The organism is Halolamina sp. C58 (genome assembly GCF_051195095.1).
Lineage (GTDB): Archaea > Halobacteriota > Halobacteria > Halobacteriales > Haloferacaceae > Halolamina.
Genome location: NZ_JBNTJY010000001.1, coordinates 1776197 through 1791165, shown reverse-complemented (window position 1 = coordinate 1791165; position 14969 = coordinate 1776197). Strand labels below are relative to the sequence as shown.

Annotated in this window: 17 protein-coding genes; 7 read left to right on the top strand and 10 right to left on the bottom strand. The window is 65.2% G+C overall.

Annotation, left to right across the window (positions count from 1 at the left end):
- Positions 1–20: 20 nt before the first annotated feature.
- The 3 genes from cruF to ACQUSM_RS09395 are packed head-to-tail and all read right to left on the bottom strand — an operon-like array spanning position 21 to position 3279.
- A complete protein-coding gene (gene cruF, locus ACQUSM_RS09405; RefSeq protein ID WP_435118025.1) occupies positions 21–881 on the bottom strand; it encodes a bisanhydrobacterioruberin hydratase in 861 nt (286 codons plus the stop codon).
- Positions 878–1720, bottom strand: coding sequence for a prenyltransferase (locus ACQUSM_RS09400; protein WP_435118024.1), 843 nt, complete (start codon positions 1718–1720; stop codon positions 878–880). Before ACQUSM_RS09400 ends, cruF begins: the two co-directional genes overlap by 4 nt.
- Positions 1720–3279, bottom strand: coding sequence for a phytoene desaturase family protein (locus tag ACQUSM_RS09395; protein ID WP_435118023.1), 1560 nt, complete (start codon positions 3277–3279; stop codon positions 1720–1722). Before ACQUSM_RS09395 ends, ACQUSM_RS09400 begins: the two co-directional genes overlap by 1 nt.
- Positions 3280–3376: 97 nt before the next feature.
- Here ACQUSM_RS09395 and ACQUSM_RS09390 point away from each other — a divergent pair, with 97 nt between their 5' ends.
- The gene (locus ACQUSM_RS09390; RefSeq protein WP_435118021.1) at positions 3377–4045 is read left to right on the top strand and encodes an SDR family oxidoreductase; all 669 of its coding nucleotides are present in this window, start codon (positions 3377–3379) and stop codon (positions 4043–4045) included.
- A gap of 39 nt (positions 4046–4084) precedes the next feature.
- Positions 4085–4330: a DUF5816 domain-containing protein gene (locus ACQUSM_RS09385; protein WP_435118020.1), complete on the top strand. Its 246-nt coding sequence runs from the start codon at positions 4085–4087 to the stop codon at positions 4328–4330.
- A 17-nt stretch (positions 4331–4347) separates the two neighbouring features.
- On the opposite strand, the gene ACQUSM_RS09380 is transcribed toward ACQUSM_RS09385, so the two are convergent.
- Positions 4348–5658 (bottom strand): aspartate aminotransferase family protein, encoded by a 1311-nt coding sequence (locus ACQUSM_RS09380; protein ID WP_435118019.1) that lies wholly within the window; start codon positions 5656–5658, stop codon positions 4348–4350.
- 79 nt (positions 5659–5737) lie between these two features.
- On the opposite strand from ACQUSM_RS09380, the gene ACQUSM_RS09375 reads away from it, so the two are divergent.
- Together ACQUSM_RS09375 and ACQUSM_RS09370 are read left to right on the top strand one after the other, a co-directional pair.
- The gene (locus tag ACQUSM_RS09375; protein WP_435118018.1) at positions 5738–5872 is read left to right on the top strand and encodes a hypothetical protein; all 135 of its coding nucleotides are present in this window, start codon (positions 5738–5740) and stop codon (positions 5870–5872) included.
- A 630-nt stretch (positions 5873–6502) separates the two neighbouring features.
- Positions 6503–6847 (top strand): hypothetical protein, encoded by a 345-nt coding sequence (locus ACQUSM_RS09370; protein WP_435118016.1) that lies wholly within the window; start codon positions 6503–6505, stop codon positions 6845–6847.
- A gap of 21 nt (positions 6848–6868) precedes the next feature.
- On the opposite strand, the gene ACQUSM_RS09365 is transcribed toward ACQUSM_RS09370, so the two are convergent.
- The 3 genes from ACQUSM_RS09365 to ACQUSM_RS09355 all read right to left on the bottom strand — a co-directional run bounded on the left by ACQUSM_RS09365 (position 6869) and on the right by ACQUSM_RS09355 (position 8798).
- Positions 6869–7138 (bottom strand): hypothetical protein, encoded by a 270-nt coding sequence (locus tag ACQUSM_RS09365; protein WP_435118015.1) that lies wholly within the window; start codon positions 7136–7138, stop codon positions 6869–6871.
- A 149-nt stretch (positions 7139–7287) separates the two neighbouring features.
- Positions 7288–8274, bottom strand: a complete 987-nt coding sequence (locus tag ACQUSM_RS09360; RefSeq protein ID WP_435118014.1) for a tyrosine-type recombinase/integrase — start codon at positions 8272–8274, stop codon at positions 7288–7290.
- The gene (locus ACQUSM_RS09355) at positions 8274–8798 is read right to left on the bottom strand and encodes a hypothetical protein (protein ID WP_435118013.1); all 525 of its coding nucleotides are present in this window, start codon (positions 8796–8798) and stop codon (positions 8274–8276) included. The genes ACQUSM_RS09360 and ACQUSM_RS09355 overlap by 1 nt, the downstream gene beginning before the upstream one ends.
- 23 nt (positions 8799–8821) lie before the next feature.
- On the opposite strand from ACQUSM_RS09355, the gene ACQUSM_RS09350 reads away from it, so the two are divergent.
- Positions 8822–9181: an NUDIX hydrolase gene (locus tag ACQUSM_RS09350; RefSeq protein ID WP_435118012.1), complete on the top strand. Its 360-nt coding sequence runs from the start codon at positions 8822–8824 to the stop codon at positions 9179–9181.
- 56 nt (positions 9182–9237) lie between these two features.
- Positions 9238–9651, top strand: coding sequence for an EamA family transporter (locus ACQUSM_RS09345; protein WP_435118011.1), 414 nt, complete (start codon positions 9238–9240; stop codon positions 9649–9651).
- A gap of 37 nt (positions 9652–9688) precedes the next feature.
- Here ACQUSM_RS09345 and ACQUSM_RS09340 read toward each other — a convergent pair whose 3' ends face one another.
- The 3 genes from ACQUSM_RS09340 to ACQUSM_RS09330 all read right to left on the bottom strand — a co-directional run bounded on the left by ACQUSM_RS09340 (position 9689) and on the right by ACQUSM_RS09330 (position 13888).
- Positions 9689–11410 (bottom strand): glutamate--tRNA ligase, encoded by a 1722-nt coding sequence (locus tag ACQUSM_RS09340; protein WP_435118010.1) that lies wholly within the window; start codon positions 11408–11410, stop codon positions 9689–9691.
- A gap of 284 nt (positions 11411–11694) precedes the next feature.
- A complete protein-coding gene (locus tag ACQUSM_RS09335) occupies positions 11695–13158 on the bottom strand; it encodes a hypothetical protein (protein WP_435118009.1) in 1464 nt (487 codons plus the stop codon).
- A complete protein-coding gene (locus ACQUSM_RS09330; protein ID WP_435118008.1) occupies positions 13151–13888 on the bottom strand; it encodes an ABC transporter ATP-binding protein in 738 nt (245 codons plus the stop codon). Before ACQUSM_RS09330 ends, ACQUSM_RS09335 begins: the two co-directional genes overlap by 8 nt.
- A gap of 115 nt (positions 13889–14003) precedes the next feature.
- On the opposite strand from ACQUSM_RS09330, the gene ACQUSM_RS09325 reads away from it, so the two are divergent.
- Positions 14004–14969 (top strand): oxidoreductase, encoded by a 966-nt coding sequence (locus tag ACQUSM_RS09325; RefSeq protein WP_435118007.1) that lies wholly within the window; start codon positions 14004–14006, stop codon positions 14967–14969.

Here is a 14969-nt window from a genome sequence, read left to right as displayed (position 1 = left end):
CGGCGGGCGGACTGTTCAAGCTACCGCCCCGAACTCCCGACGAACGGCACCATCCCCGCGTCGAACCGATCCGTCCGGAGCAGCCCCGCGCCGATGACCGCGGCGACGAACACGGGCAGCCAGTTGCCGTAGACGGCGTTCACGCCGCCCCACAGCAGGACGAAGCTCACCATGTCGTCCAGCGCGAACTCACAGGCCTCCAGCCGCGCGCCCAGCGCGGTCCGGTCGAACGTCGCATCGAAGACGACCACCGCGACCGTCGCCGAGAGCACCCAGCCCGCGTAGTTCGAGAGGGGGACGCCGTAGAAGGCGCCGCCGCCGTACGTCCAGAACCCCAGCGCGACCGCGCCGGGGTCGAGCACCACGTCCATCGCGAGCACGAGCGCGATCACCGAGAGCAGTCTGGGCAGCGCCCGATCCGCGAGCGTCCCCAGCAGGAGCAGACAGAGCAGGTACGCGTTCGCGACCAGCGGGAGGAAAAAGACCGGGAGCGCGACCGGCACGCCGCCCAGCATCGGGCCGAGCGAGACGCCGTACTCGAACTGGCCGTACGGCCAGCCCGTCGTGACGCCGACGATCTCGATGGCGTAGCTGTACGCCGCCAGCGCGGCGACGCCCAGCGCCGCGCGGCGGTCGACGACCGGGAGCACGCCGACGATCAGCGGCGAACGCATCACGACCACGCCCGCCAGCACGAACAGGGGGTTGAACGCCAGCGGTTCGGGGAGCCACCCCTCCGCGCTCGCGATCAGCGAGACGGCGCCGACCGCCGGGAACACGACCGCGATGGTGAAGCGGTGCTCGCGGATCAGCTCCGCTAGTGCGAGCTCCCACGACCGACGGTCGGTGGGGTCGTCGGGCAGCCATCGGGCGACGCTCACGCGATCCACCCCTGCATCGCGAACAGCCCGCCGAGGGTCAGCACCATCCCCACGACGCCGTTGACGAACGGGAACCACCAGTATGCCCGGTCCACGTCGACGCCGGTGCCGACGGTGCCGAGCAGGAACAGCGGATAGACCCCGAGCAGCGCGCCCAGCCGCGGGTCGAGCAGGCCGAACGCGACCGCGGCGAGCGTCCAGCAGCCCCCGCAGTAGAGGTACGTCCGCTGCTCGCCGAGCACGGTCGCGGTGGTCTCGATCCCGGCCGCGCGGTCGGGCTCGATGTCGGGGACCGCGGAGTAGGTGTGCATCGCCATCGTCCAGAGCCAGCCGCCGACGAGCGCCGGCGCGGGCGGGTGCGTTCCTGCGATCGCGGCGTAGGCGGCCGCGCCCGGGAGGAGGTACAGCCCGTTCGAGAGCGAGTCGAACAGGGGCCGGGCTTTGAACCGCAGCGGCGGCGCGCTGTAGGCCGTCGCCAGCGCGAAGAAGCCCGCGAGGTAGGGCCACGCGACCCGGGGCGTGAGCGGGAACAGCGCGAGCCCGACGAGCCCCGAGAGCGCGACGACGGCCGTGACTTCCGAGGAGTCGCGCCAGCGCGCTTCCGGGCTCCCCTCCGCGGCCTTCTTGGGGTTCTCGGCGTCGATCTCGCGGTCGAAGCGGTCGTTGACACCGTAGAGATAGACGTTGGCGGGCAGCAGGAAGTAGAGGAAGAGGGCGGCCGGCAGCGCCGCGAGCAGGTCGCTCACCGCGTCGGCGGCGTAGGCGACGCCGACGAGGACGGGCCCGGCGGTGTACAGCCAGAACCGCGGGCGCGAGAGCGTCAGCAGGTAGCGCAGCATCAGGCTTCGCGGTCGCTCATCGCCTCGGCGGTCAGCTGTCCGCTGATTAGGCACATCGGGACGCCGATCCCGGGGGTGGTGTACGAGCCGGTGAAGTACAGCCCGTCGACCTCGCTGGAGGCGTGGGAGGGCCGCAGCAGCGCGGTCTGCCGGAGCGTGTGCGCCAGCCCGAGCGCCGAGCCCTGCATGGAGTTGTACCGCGCGCCGAACTCCGAGACGGAGAACGTCTCCTCGACGACGATGCGGTCACGCAGGTCGGTGTCGGTGTTCTCGGCGATGTCGTCGAGCACCGTCTCGCGGTAGGCTTCCCGCGTTTCCTCGTCGTCGTCCAGCCCGGGCGCGATGGGGACGAGCGCAAAGAGGTTGCTGTGTCCCTCGGGCGCGACGGAGTCGTCGGTCTTCGAGGGCGCACAGAGGTAGTACGCCGGGTCCTCGGGCCATGCGGGCTCGTCGAAGATCGTCTCGAAGTGCTGGTCCCACTCCGTGGGGAGGACGAGCGTGTGGTGGGCCAGTTCGGGCAGGTCGCCCTCGACGCCCATGTAGAGCAGGAACGCCGAGGGGGCGTAGGTTCGGGAGTCCCAGTACGCCTCGCTGTACTGGCGTTTGTTTTCGGGCAGGAGCGCCTGCTCGGTGTGGGCATAGTCGGCGTCGCTGACGACGAGATCCGCGAGTTCGTAGCCGCCGGAGTCGACGCGCCAGCCCTCGTGGCGGTCGCTCGGCGCGAACTCGGCCGGGTCGGCGGCGGCGTAGTCGACCTTGAAGCCGCCGCGCTGGCCGTGGATCTGCTGGACGTCCGCGCCGGCGCGGTACTCGACGCCCAGCTCCGCGCCGAGGTCGACGAGCCCGTCGATCACCGCCGCGAGGCCGCCCTCGGGGTAGTAGACGCCGAGGTCGAAGTCGACGTGGCTCATGAGGTTGTACAGCGCGGGCGTGTTGTGCGGCGACCCGCCGAGGAAGACGAGGGTGTACTGCATCACCTGCTGGAGCTTGGGGTGGTCGAAGTAGTCCTCGACGTGGTCCTGCATCGAGCCCAGCAGGGCGAGCCCCTGTGCCCGTTTCCCCACTTCGGGGTCGAGGTAGTCACGCAGCCGCGGGCGATCCTCGTAGACGAAGTGCTCCATCCCCACCTCGTAGGTGTACTCGGACTCGTCGAGGTAGGATCGGAGGGCGTCGCCGGCGCCGTCCTCGTACTGCTCGAAGCGTTCGACGTTGGTCTCCACGTCGGGCGCGAGGTCGAGCGAATCGCCGTCTTTCCACTGGATCCGGTAGTGGGGGTCGAGCCGGTTCAGCTCGTAGTAGTCGCTCACGTCCCGATCGAAGTGGGCGAAAAAGCGCTCGAACACGTCGGGCATCAGGTACCACGACGGCCCCATGTCGAACCGGAAGCCGTCGCGTTCCATCACGCTCGCGCGGCCGCCGAGCTGCTCGTTGCGTTCGAGCAGCGTCACGTCCGCGCCGGCGTCGGCGAGGTAGCAGGCCGTCGAGAGGCCGCCGACGCCGCCGCCGATCACGACGATGTCGCGGCCGGCGAGGGAGGCGAGATCCGGAGCAACGTCCATGCGCTCACCAGGGGCGCGTGGGGCTTAAAACGGCCGACGCCGGTAGGAGCGGCTCCGGGAGGCGTACCGATAAGTCGGCGGCGCCCCTCCGGCCACCATGGAGAACTCCACAGTCGTCGTCACCGGCGCCGGGGGCGCGATCGGCGGGGCACTGGTCGAGGCGTTCGCCGACGAGGGCGCGACGGTGTTCGCGGGCGTCCACAGCGACGAGGGGCAGTTCGCGGACACCGACCGCGTCGAGACGATGCGCGTCGACGCCCGCGACGAGTTCGACGTGGAGTACCTGATGGAGGACGCCGCCGGCACCGGGGAGATCGACCTCGTGCTCCCCTGTGCGGCGGTGTTCCACGGCGATCCGGGCGAGCAGCGGCTGGCCGAGGAGGGGTACGCCGCGTTCGACGACGAGTACCGGACCAACGCCCGCGGCGTGTTCGTCGCGATCAAGGAGGCGCTCCCCCACCTCGCCGACGACGCGCGGGTGCTCGTCCCGTCGGGCTCGATCACACAGGACGCGAAGCCGGGGTACGGCGGCTACGCGGTGTCGAAAGCCGCCGCCGAGGCGGTAGCGCGGCAGTTCGCCGCCGAGATCGACCAGGCCGTCGGCGTCGTCGATCCGGGCGTCGTCGCGAGCGACCTCACGGGCGAGCAGGGGCGCGATCCCGCCGACGTGGTCGGGCTGTTCCACTGGGCGGCGACGGCGTTGGCGGCGGGCGAGCTGGACGGCGAGCGCGTCGGGCTCGGCGACTGGAAGAAAGCGACGCGGTAGAGCCGTACGTTCTTGACCCTGCCGCGCGTTCGTTCGGCCATGCAACTGGAGGCCATCCGGACCGCTGAGGGGGAGACGGTCTACGTCGACCGGACCGACGGCGAGAAGGGCTCGAAGGGGGCCTTCTTCGTCGCGTACGTCTCCGAGGCCGGCGAGGAGCGCTGGGGCTTTTTCTGTCAGAACTGCGAGACGACCGACAACGCGGTCGACCCGATGGGCCGGATCGAGTGCAACGTCTGCGGCAACGTGAAAAAGCCCGACGAGTGGGATGCAGCCCACGAATAAGCCGGATAGCGACTGCCCTAGAACGCCGCCTCGATCCCCGCCGCCAGCGCCTCGACGGCTTCGTCCACGTCCGCGCGGTCGACACACAGCGGCGGCGAGCAGATGACCTGCGTCGCGGGCCGGCCCGTGCCGAACAGCACGCCGTGGTCCTGTGCCACCTCGCACACCGCCTCGACGGGGTTGTCGGCGTCGGGCTCGACCCGCGGGTCGACGAACGGTTCGCCCGTCTCCGGGTCGGCGAACACCACCGACCAGAGCAGTCCCCGACCGTGGACGGTGGCTACCTCGTCGTAGCGGGCTTCGAGGTCGCCGAGGCGCTCCTCAAGGTACGGCGCCAGCTCGCGGCAGTTCTCGATCAGGCCGTCGGCGTAGGCGTCCATCGCGGCGTTGCCCGCGGCGCAGGCCACGGGGTGGCCGGCGAACGTCTGGCCGAGCGGGTGGCCCGCCGCGCGGATCCCGCTGCCGATCTCCTCGCGGGCGATCACGCCCGCCAGCGGCGCGTACGCGCTCGTGACTCCTTTCGCGAACGTGATCATGTCCGGCTCGACGCCCTCGGTCCCGATGCCGAACCAGTCGCCACAGCGGCCGAACCCCGAGATCACCTCGTCGACGATCAGGAGCACGTCGTACGCGTCACAGATCTCTCGGACGCGCTCGAAGTAGCCCGGCGGCGCCGGGTAGGCGCCGGAGGTACCCGCGATCGGCTCGGTGAGCACGGCCGCGACCGAGTCCGGCCCCTCGTTTTTGATCACGAACTCCAGGTGGTCGGCGGCCTGCTGCCCGATCTCCGCGGGCGTGTCGCCGTCGAAGGGGGAGTCGTGGACCATCGGCGGCAGGAACTTCCCGACGCCGGTGGTCGCCGCGTGGCGTTCGACGACGGCGCGGGTCTCGGGGTCGCCGGAGAGGCCGCCGGCGGCGTACGTCGAGCCGTGGTAGGAGCGCCAGCGCGTCAGCACTTTGGAGGCGTCCTGCTGTTCACGGGCGATCTGGATCGCCGACTCGTTGGCCTCGCTGCCCGAGATCGAGAAGAACACGTCGTTCAGGTCGCCCGGCGCGCGGTCAGCCAGCCGCGCCGCCAGTTCGTCGCGTGCCGGCGTCGTCTTCGAGGAGGAGACGTACGGGATCTGCCGGGCCTGCTCGGCCATCGCGTCGACGATCGGCTCGCAGGAGTGGCCGGCGTTCACGCAGTACAGCTGTGCGACGAAATCGAGGTACTCGGCGCCGTCGTCGTCGGTGACGCGGGCGCCCTCGCCCGCCGTGATCGAGAGCGTCTCCCCCTCGGGGGCGTACCAGTGCGGGATGTTCCGCGATCGGTCCGTGCGTGCCATACGCTCGCAAAGTCGAACGGGTGGTTAACTCTATCCCCGACGCCGCTACCACTAACTGCGCCCCGGCGGTCGCTCCCGTATGACCGAACCACAGTACGTCGTCAACGTCGACCCCGTGATCGCCCGCGAGGGGACAGACGGGACGGAGTACCTCGTGATCGTCCGGAGCGACGACGAGGAACACGCGCCCGGGATGCTGGGGTTCCAAACATAGAGAACATAAGAATTGAATAAAGTTCTCTGCTGTCCGGGGGACAGACGTGAGAGTGAGCGGGAGTACCCGCCGGTTGAAACAATTATGACGTTTCGCGTTCGCCGGCATAAGTGACTTTCTCTCAGAGATTGGTGAAATATAGTCTGGATTTAACCGATTGTCCACTTCTAAAAGAGTGTACTAAAAATATGTACACTCTAAGGTAGCCCACAGTCGCCGTGAGAAACTTCGTGGGGTTATGAGTAGCTGGGGCCGTCTCAAAATCAAAGCGATTCTAAGGCTACTCACGGCTCTTAGAGAGCATAGGAGATTCTGACCTAAGCCGCCGATTTTCAGACTGTTGGGGAATAGTAGAGGAGCGAGTATGGGAGAAGCCCTTAGAGACGGTAATAATTCTTCTAAAGTGTTTAGCACATAGACGGAGAGAGAAACCCCGCCTCAATGCGCCGAAACTCTCCGGACCCAGATACAACATTAATCCGGTGTGAACTTGCGTTGCTGTGTTCACTAAGTAGACAATAATTGCTGTGTTCTCGTAACGACCGAAGGGAGCGAGAACTACTCGAAAAGAGAGAGGGAAAGGAAAGGGGACTACAGGGGATAGGATAGGAGAGTAGAGTTTGACAGCGCGTGTCTTTGAGACGAGAGGAAAGGAAAGGGGACTACAGGGGAGAGGGAAGGGAGAGAGAAAAGACGCGCTGTTCTGTTAATGAACATACTTATCAGACGGCAGAGAAAAGTAACCTTATGGGAATAGCTATTCGGAATGGAGTTGCCCTTGCAGGGAAGATGGCACTTGTCGGTTTTATTCCAGTTATTGCCGCTTCTTCTCAGTTAGATGGCCCAGAGGGTAATATGGGGATAGTTCTCTTTTGGATCTTAGTGTTGGCTGTTTTACAGGGTGTCGTGATAATGAACCAAGCGAAGATTGTCGCAGAAGGGGTTTTTCGATCTCACGAAACATCTTCTGAGTGAGTCCCCGCCGAAATACCGGGATTACTTTTTGCTACGCTCGAAAATGCCCATAGCCGACCGTTCCAGCTTGTGGATAATCTCGACAAGTTCGGAATCCCCTTCAGCCTCGGCGTCGATACGGAGTTCCTTCAGGTTTTGAGCCAACACCAACGAACTACTACGGTACTGGTCAAGTTCCCTGTGAGCTTCCTGTAGATCGCCGGCTATCTCCCGAAGGGTCATATCGGTTTCTGCGTAGGAGAGTGATTCCGTGGTGACGGCGTCGGGTATTCCGATTGTGCTATCAGACACAAAGAATCTTTTAGCAGGCTTCTACTTAGTTCTAAGCTCTTAAAGATCCGACATTGATTCTTTGGCGGCACTTACGTTGCGTAATGCCGCCTACCCCAGTAAAGCCGTGGAGGGGGTATTCCGGCGGGAGAAGGTGGGGGTTTGACCCTTTAGAAGTCCGTGAACCGTTTCGACTTCTCTTTGGCTTCCTCGTCAGACATATTCACGTATATCATAGTAGTGTCAAGTTCTGAATGGCCCATCAATTTTTGAAGTGTGACCACATCTACTTTCTTGAGCTTATCCATCGCAAATGAATGTCTTAGGGTATGTGCGGTTATTTTGTGCTGTTCTCTGCCATTTGAATATATGGCTGCAGTTTCCTGTATCCCTGCATTTTCAGCTGCTTTTTTCACCATACGATTGAGATAATTGCCAGAAATATGCTCTCCATAATTTGTCGGGAACAAAAAGTCTGAATCAGGGGCGTAAGTCATACTCTCACGACCACCACGGTTTAGCCAACGGTCCAGTAGTAGAGAAGTATCTTCTCGGAACCCGACAATACGGCCTTCCGATTTTCGGGGCGGAATCCTGATAGTATCGTCTTCATTGACGTGTTCGACCTTCGCGTTAGCCAACTCTCCCCGCCTGAAGCCGCAGTCGAACAACAAGCGAATGATAAGCTCATTTCGCAAGCGGGGAGCGGGGACATTATTTATTAATTTTTCAATCTCTTTGTGGCCAATGTATGGATATTTGTCTCCGTCCGACTTTTCGAGAGATTTCTGCTTTTTTGAATCCCCATTAAGCATCTTTCTGTCTTGATCGTTAAATCCATCATAGGGATTAGTTGGTACGTCCGGCATACCATCATACCTATCTTCGATCCTATTACAATCTTGATAGAATATGGAAATAGCTGAAACGCGTTGACTGACTGTAGACGGAGCCTTACCGTCAAAAATCAAGTCTTCGACAAACAGCCGGAGATCGGTTGTTTCAGCTTCCCAGAGTGTCTTATTTCGTTCTTCAGCGAGCCAACTTTTCCAAGTCCGAACGTGGGTTATATACGTGTCAGCAGTTGCTTCGGTGGATTCACCAATATCTGACGTTCGACGTTTTTTAAACTCCGTTAGAATACGTTCAAAGTCCATCAATTGTTACCAATATGGGCGTAGAAGTTCTGGCCTTCGACATTTTCGACTCTCTCGACAATGCCCATCTCATTGCCCATCTGTGACAGAACCTCCTCAACACGGTGGGGACTTTCATTAATTTCTTCTGCCACTTCTTCTGCCGATTTCCCGGTAGGCCCTTCCTGTGAGTCTATCTCCGGTAGTGCGTCAATGATGTTGTTTTTCAGCTCAACCCGTTTGGTGGTCGTAACCTCTTTCTCAATCTCCGTTAGCCGTTCGTCAAAGGCTGTAAGGGCGCTTTCGATGTTTTCGAGAGTGTCAGGTACATCCTCAAAAGCCTCCGGAACAGCCTCCGCCTGTTGCGTTTCGTGGCCTTCTGCTGTGCGTGGGGCCACGGTTGGAGTATCGGAAAGCTCGTGTGCGACAGACTTCCGGATTAGATCCGACAGACTGCTGTATTCCGTTGATTGTTCTGCGGCGTTGTCCCATTCTGCTTTCGTCTCCGGGTTTACGGTCAAGTTGACACGCACCTTATCAGCCATATGACCCAAGAGACACACGGGCTATGAATAAAACTTGTGTAATATTCGCCGGGAAGCTGGGGTTCCCCGGCGGGAAAGTCGAGGCCGGCCCGGGCGAGTCGGACGTGCTCGACGCGACCGCGAAACGCGAGGCGCGCGAGGAGGCCGGCGTCGAGATCGACAATGTCGCGCAGGTGACGAGCACGACGTTCGAACTCGACTACGGCCCGACCTGTCTCAACGTCGTCGTCACCGCCGACTACGCCGGCGGCGAGGCCCACGCGGCCGACCCCGAGGAGGTCGCGGCCGTCGAGTGGCGGAGCGCCGAGTCGGTGATCGACGACCCCGACACGCCGCCGTGGACGGCGGAACTGCTGGCGGAAGTCGTAGCGTACCGGGAGTAGGCCGCAGCTCGCGCCGAGAACGAAGATTTTGTCCGTCCGTTTCGACTCCCCACGACGTGATCAGTCTCGGGATCGCGCTGGCGTTCGGCGCGCTGGTGTTGTTCGGGGGATGGGCGGTGACCGCTGGCGTCGCGACGCGGTCGCTATCGGCCGTCAACGCCGTCTTCCTCTCCTACGTCGCGAGCATCACGCTCGTCGGCGGCTACGTGCTCTGGATGCGCCGACCGATCAGCGGCACCGGGACGGACGTGGGGTTCGCGCTGCTGTCGGGGGCGTTCCTCGCGGTCGGATCGATCAGCTTCTACGCCGCGCTCGAACGGGGGAGCGTCGCGATCGTGTCGGCGATCGCCGCGCTGTACTTCGTCGTTCCGGTGATCGTCGGTGTACTCTACTTCGAGGCGGAGCTCAGCACGGCGAACGTCGCCGGCATCGGGCTGGCGGTCGTCGCCGTCGTCCTCATCGCGTCTTGACGCCGCTCTTCGGCGGCGACCCCCGCGTCGAGCCCGATCAGGGGTGGGCGTAGTACGCCACCGACTCCTCGTCCTCGTGCTGCTCGTCCACCCGTGCGAAGCCGACGCGCTCGAACTGCAGCATCGCGTCGGCGTCGTAGTCGGCATACCCCGGCTCCGCGTGGCCGGTCTCGTCGCCCTCGATCGTTCGCAGGCGCAGGGGGACGTTCTCGCTCGCGGGCACCCAGTGGATCACGTCCACGTCGCCGCTCTTGACCACTTCCAGATCGTCGTCGGTGTGCTCGAAGCCGTCGGCGGTGCGCTTCACCGGTCCGAACCCTTTGAGCCAGACCTTGCCGCCTTCCTCGGGGAGGTCCCCTTCCTCGACGAGCACCGCGTCGCCGACGGGGATGTCGCGGGTCCCGCGGTCCTCGTGGTCGGGGTGCAGCGGCGGGTTCGCGACCTCGGGACCGCCCGAGATCGGGAGTTCGACGCCGTCACGGACGAAGAACCGCCGGTCGGCGTCGTCGTCGATCAGCTCGCGGTTGTTCGAGTAGACCGTCGACATCGCGAGATCCACGTCCGAGGTGGAGAGCCCGAGTTCGAGCATCGCGTCCACGAGCGCTTGCCCGCGGATGCCGCGCCGGCGGACGGACGCGATGGTGGGCGCGCGCGGGTCGTCCCAGCCCGAGAGCTCGCCGTTCTCGATCTTCTCGATGATCGTCGACGTGCTCATCTTCACGTCGTAGGCGTCGATCTGGACGTGGCCCCAGTGGAGCACTTCGGGGTACTCCCAGTCGAAGTAGTCGTAGACGAACCGCTGGCGCTTCGCGGAGTCCTGCAGGTCGATCCCGCGGATGATGTGGGTGACGCCGGTGAGCTGGTCGTCGATGCCGGACTGGAAGTCGAGCATCGGCCAGCAGCGGTACTCGCTGGCCTCCTCGCGCGGGTGGGGAGTGTCGACCATCCGGAACGCCACCCAGTCCCGGAGTGCGGGGTTCTTGTGCTCGATGTCGGTCTTCACGCGGAGCACCATCTCGCCGGAGCTGTACTCGCCGGCGATCATCGCGTCGAACTCCTCGTGGACCGTCTCCGTGTCCTTGTCGCGGTGCGGGCAGGCCTCGGCGTCGTTTTTGAGTTCGGAGAACGTCTCGCCCGAGCAGGAGCAGGTGTAGGCGCCCCCCGCGTCGATGAGGTTCCGGGCGTGCTCGTAGTACGTCTCGACGCGATCCGAGGCTTTGAGCACCTCGTCGGGCGTGAAGCCGAGGTACTCGATGTCGTCGAGGATCGCGTCGTAGGCGTCGAGGTCGGGCCGCTTCGTCTCGGGGTCGGTGTCGTCGAACCGCACGATGAAGTGGCCGTCGTACACCTCCTCGGTGTAGGTGCCCATCACCGCCGGCATCCGGGCGTGGCCGAGATGCCACGGGCCGTTGGGGTTCGGCGCCGCGCGCATCCGGATCTCGTCGTACTCGTCGGCGTTCGGGAGCCCGGGGAGGATCTGGTCGTCCTCCTCCTCCTCGGCCATCAGCTCCTCGTACAGCGCCTCGTCCAGCTCTTCGAGGCGCTGTTCCTGCTCGTCGGCGTCCATCCCGTTGACCCGCGAGACGACCGGGGCGACGACGCCCGCGATCTCGTCGCCGTGCTGGCGGAACTCGGGGTTCTCGCCCATCAGCGGCCCCATGATCGGGCCGACCTCGGCGTCGCTGCCGTGTTCGAGCGCGTTGAACAGGGCGTGCTTCTCGGCCTCCCGTTCGATCCGCTCGCGGATGTCGTCGTCCATTACCGTGGAGTACTGCCCGGCGTCGCAAAAAGGGGTGTGAATCGGGCGGACTGGGTTCTTCAGCCGGCGTGAGGCATATATACCCCCTGGTGGGTACGCCGATATATGTTGAGTGACAACATTCTGGAGGGAATAGCTACGGCAGGTAGTTTGTACTTCCTGTTTGACTTCATGGTCTGGAATGGCGGACTCGTGAATCCAAGCATACTGACACGGATTCAGTCGGTGGGGTTCTGAATAGTAACCCCAACTAGACCAGTCTATAGTCCCGAAACCGAGGGAATCTACGTCCGATGGTACGCCCCCCACTTCGGGAGTGACCGTCGATACAGCCCCATCCCGACCGCACCGAGCACTGCGCCACCGACGCCCAACCCAGCCAATAGCCCCGCCGACACCGGCGCGAGCGCGAACGCGACCACGAGAATCGGCACCAGCGGGATCGCGACCGCGGCGCCGAAGGCGGCGTACAGCCCCGTGTCGAACAGGAACTCGTTGGGCGACAGCCCGGCGAGGTAGATCGTCAGCCCGAACACGTAGCAGGCGACGCCGACGAGCACGACGGCGCCGACGAGCGCCTCCGCGAGGGGGGTGCCGCGCCAGAGAACGCCGACCGCGTAGAACGCCAGCCCGACCGCCGGCCCGAGCAGCAGGAACGCCCGGAGCTTCCCGTGGAACACGGCCGCGGCGTCGAGCGGGTGAGCGAGGTAGCTCTCAACGTCGTCGTTCGTCGTGAGCCAGTTGTACGTGGTAAAGCCCGTCAGCCCCAGTACGGCGCCGAAGGAGACGCCGACGGAGGGCGCGACGCCAGTGATGTCCGACGCGAGGTCGACCAGCCCGGCTGTCACCCCCAGCAGCACCGCGGCGGAGAACAGCACCTTCCCGAAGCCGCCGGAGCTGCGGTGGACGTCGAGCAGCGTCTTCGCGGCCACGGGGTCCTCGACGCGGGCGAGCCAGCGGCGGAACTCCGGGCCGACGGTGCGATCGGTCGACCGGACCTGCGGGTCGAACGTCGCCGCGCCGACGGCGTAGGCCGCGACGATCAGCGCGCCGGCGGAGACGGCGCTCGTGAGGCTCGGGTTCTCGTAGAGCCCGTAGGGCGTGTAGTCGAGCACCGGGACGCCCGTGTACCACGCCGCGGCGCCCCCGGCGAGGAGGACGAGCAGGAGCCCCCTTCCCGGGAGTCCTTTCGCCGAGAGCCCGACGCCGGCGATGGTGAGCCCGATGCCGAGCACGAACGTGGTGACGAGGGTGACCCACAGCAGCGGGATGGCCGCGAGACCGATCCCGGCACCCGAAAGCGCCGCGGGCGCGACGCCGACGGCCATCGGCAGCAGGAACAGCGCCGCGTAGTAGCACACGTCCTTCACGACGAAGATCCCCAGCAGGCGCGCCTGCGAGAGCGGGAGCGTCCGGGCGGAGAACACCACGAGCGTCACGTCGCCCAGTACGTTCCCCACCGCGTCGCGGCCGACGAAGCCGATCGAGCCCGTGTGCAGGCCGAAGACGAACGCCAACGCGTGCATCCCCGCGACGACCGCGCCGGGGTCGGTGCCCGTGAAATCGAGCAGCCAGACGGCGCCGGCGACCAGCGCGACCACGAGCAGCGGGAACGCGCCGAAACTGCCGCCGCCGAGCAGTTGGCTGTGTAGTCGCCACTCCTCGCGCAGCATCTCGCGGAACACCAGTTTGTCGCGCTCCCACCGGCTCGGTGGGTCGCCGCCGGGACCGCTCCTGGCCTCACTCATCGCTGGCCCACTCCGCCTCGTCGTCGACGTGCGCGACGAACACGTCCAGCAGCGTCTCCCCCGCCGCCAGTTCGCTCGGGACGACCTCCGTGACCAACTCGCCGGCGTTGACGATGCCGACCCGCGAGCAGAGTTCGGCGGCCACCTCGACGTTGTGCGTGGAGACCACCACGGTGTTGCCCGCCTCGCGGTAGTTCGTGAGGAAGCGCTTCACCCGTTCCTGCACGATGGGGTCGAGGTTCGCGAGCGGCTCGTCGATGAACACCACCTCGGGCTCGTGGAGGAACGCGCCGGCGATCATCGTCTTCTGCTGCTGCCCGCGGGAGAGATCCGTCGACAGCGTGTCGAGCTTCTCGGCGAAGCTCAGACGCTCGGCCCACGTCTCGGTTCGCTCGTCCACCTCCTCGTCGGCCATCCCCCGGACGGCGCCGACGAACTGGAAGTACTCCCGGGGCGTCGAGAAGCTCGGCGGCGACTCCTTCTCCGGGAGGATGCCCACCTTCTCGCGGACGCCGATCGGATCGGCTTCGGGGTCGACGCCGAGGACTTCCGCCTCGCCGCCGTCGGCGACGGTCTGCCCCGTCAGCACGCTCATCGTCGTGGTCTTCCCGGCACCGTTCGGGCCGAGTAGCCCGTACAGCTCGCCCGACTCGACCGCGATCGAGAGCCCGTCGAGCGCCGCGAGATCGCCGTAGGACTTCCGCAGGTCGTCGGTCCGGATCACGCTCATGAACACTCGTTCAGCCGGGGGGAAGATAGTTCGTCCGCCGCGGCTATCGACTGTGAAAACCGGCGCCGTCGCCGCCACCGGAACCGTTACCCCGGTCCTGACCGAACGTTCAGTCATGAGCTGGGACCGATCGTCGATGGCCGAACAGACTGACAGGACCGTGATCGTCACCGGCGCGAACAGCGGGCTCGGCTACGAGGCCACCGAGGCGTTCGCGGGCCACGGCGCCGACGTGGTGCTGGCCTGCCGGAGCCTCGACCGGGCCGAGGCAGCCGCCGAGGAGATCCGGGCGACGCTCGCCGACGGGCCCGCGTGGGCGTCGGCGCCCGACGCCGGCTCGCTGACGGTGATGGAGCTCGACCTCGCCGATCTCGACTCGGTCGCGCGCTTCGCGGACGCCTTCCAGTCGAACTTCGAGGACCTGCACGTGCTCTGTAACAACGCCGGCGTGATGGCGGTCCCCCGCGGGGAGACCGCGGACGGCTTCGAGCGCCAGTTCGGGATCAACCACCTCGGTCACTTCGCGCTCACGGGCCACCTGTTGGACGACCTCCGGACGACGGCGGGGGAGACCAGAGTGGTCACCCAGAGCAGCGGCGTCCACGAGCAGGGGGAGATCGACTTCGACGACCTCCAGCACGAGGAGTCCTACGACAAGTGGGGCGCCTACGCCCAGAGCAAGCTCGCGAACCTCCTGTTCGCGTACGAACTGGATCGCCGACTCGACGCGGCGGATGCCGACACGATCAGCGTCGGCTGCCACCCCGGGTTCGCCGACACGAACCTCCAGTTCCGCGGGCCCGAGGAGTCGGGGTCGACGCTGCGGCTGTGGGCGATGAAGGCCGCCAACGCCCTGCTCGCCCAGTCGGCCACGCAGGGCGCGCTGCCGATGCTGTACGCGGCGACCGAAGCCGAGATCGACGGCGGCGAGTACGTCGGCCCCGGCGGGCTCATGAACATGCGCGGCGCGCCGGAGACACAGGAGTCGAGCGCGGCGTCGTACGACGAGGAGACTGCGGCACGGCTCTGGGACGTTTCAGAGGAGTTGACGGGCGTGGAGTACGATCTCCCCGAGGCGTAG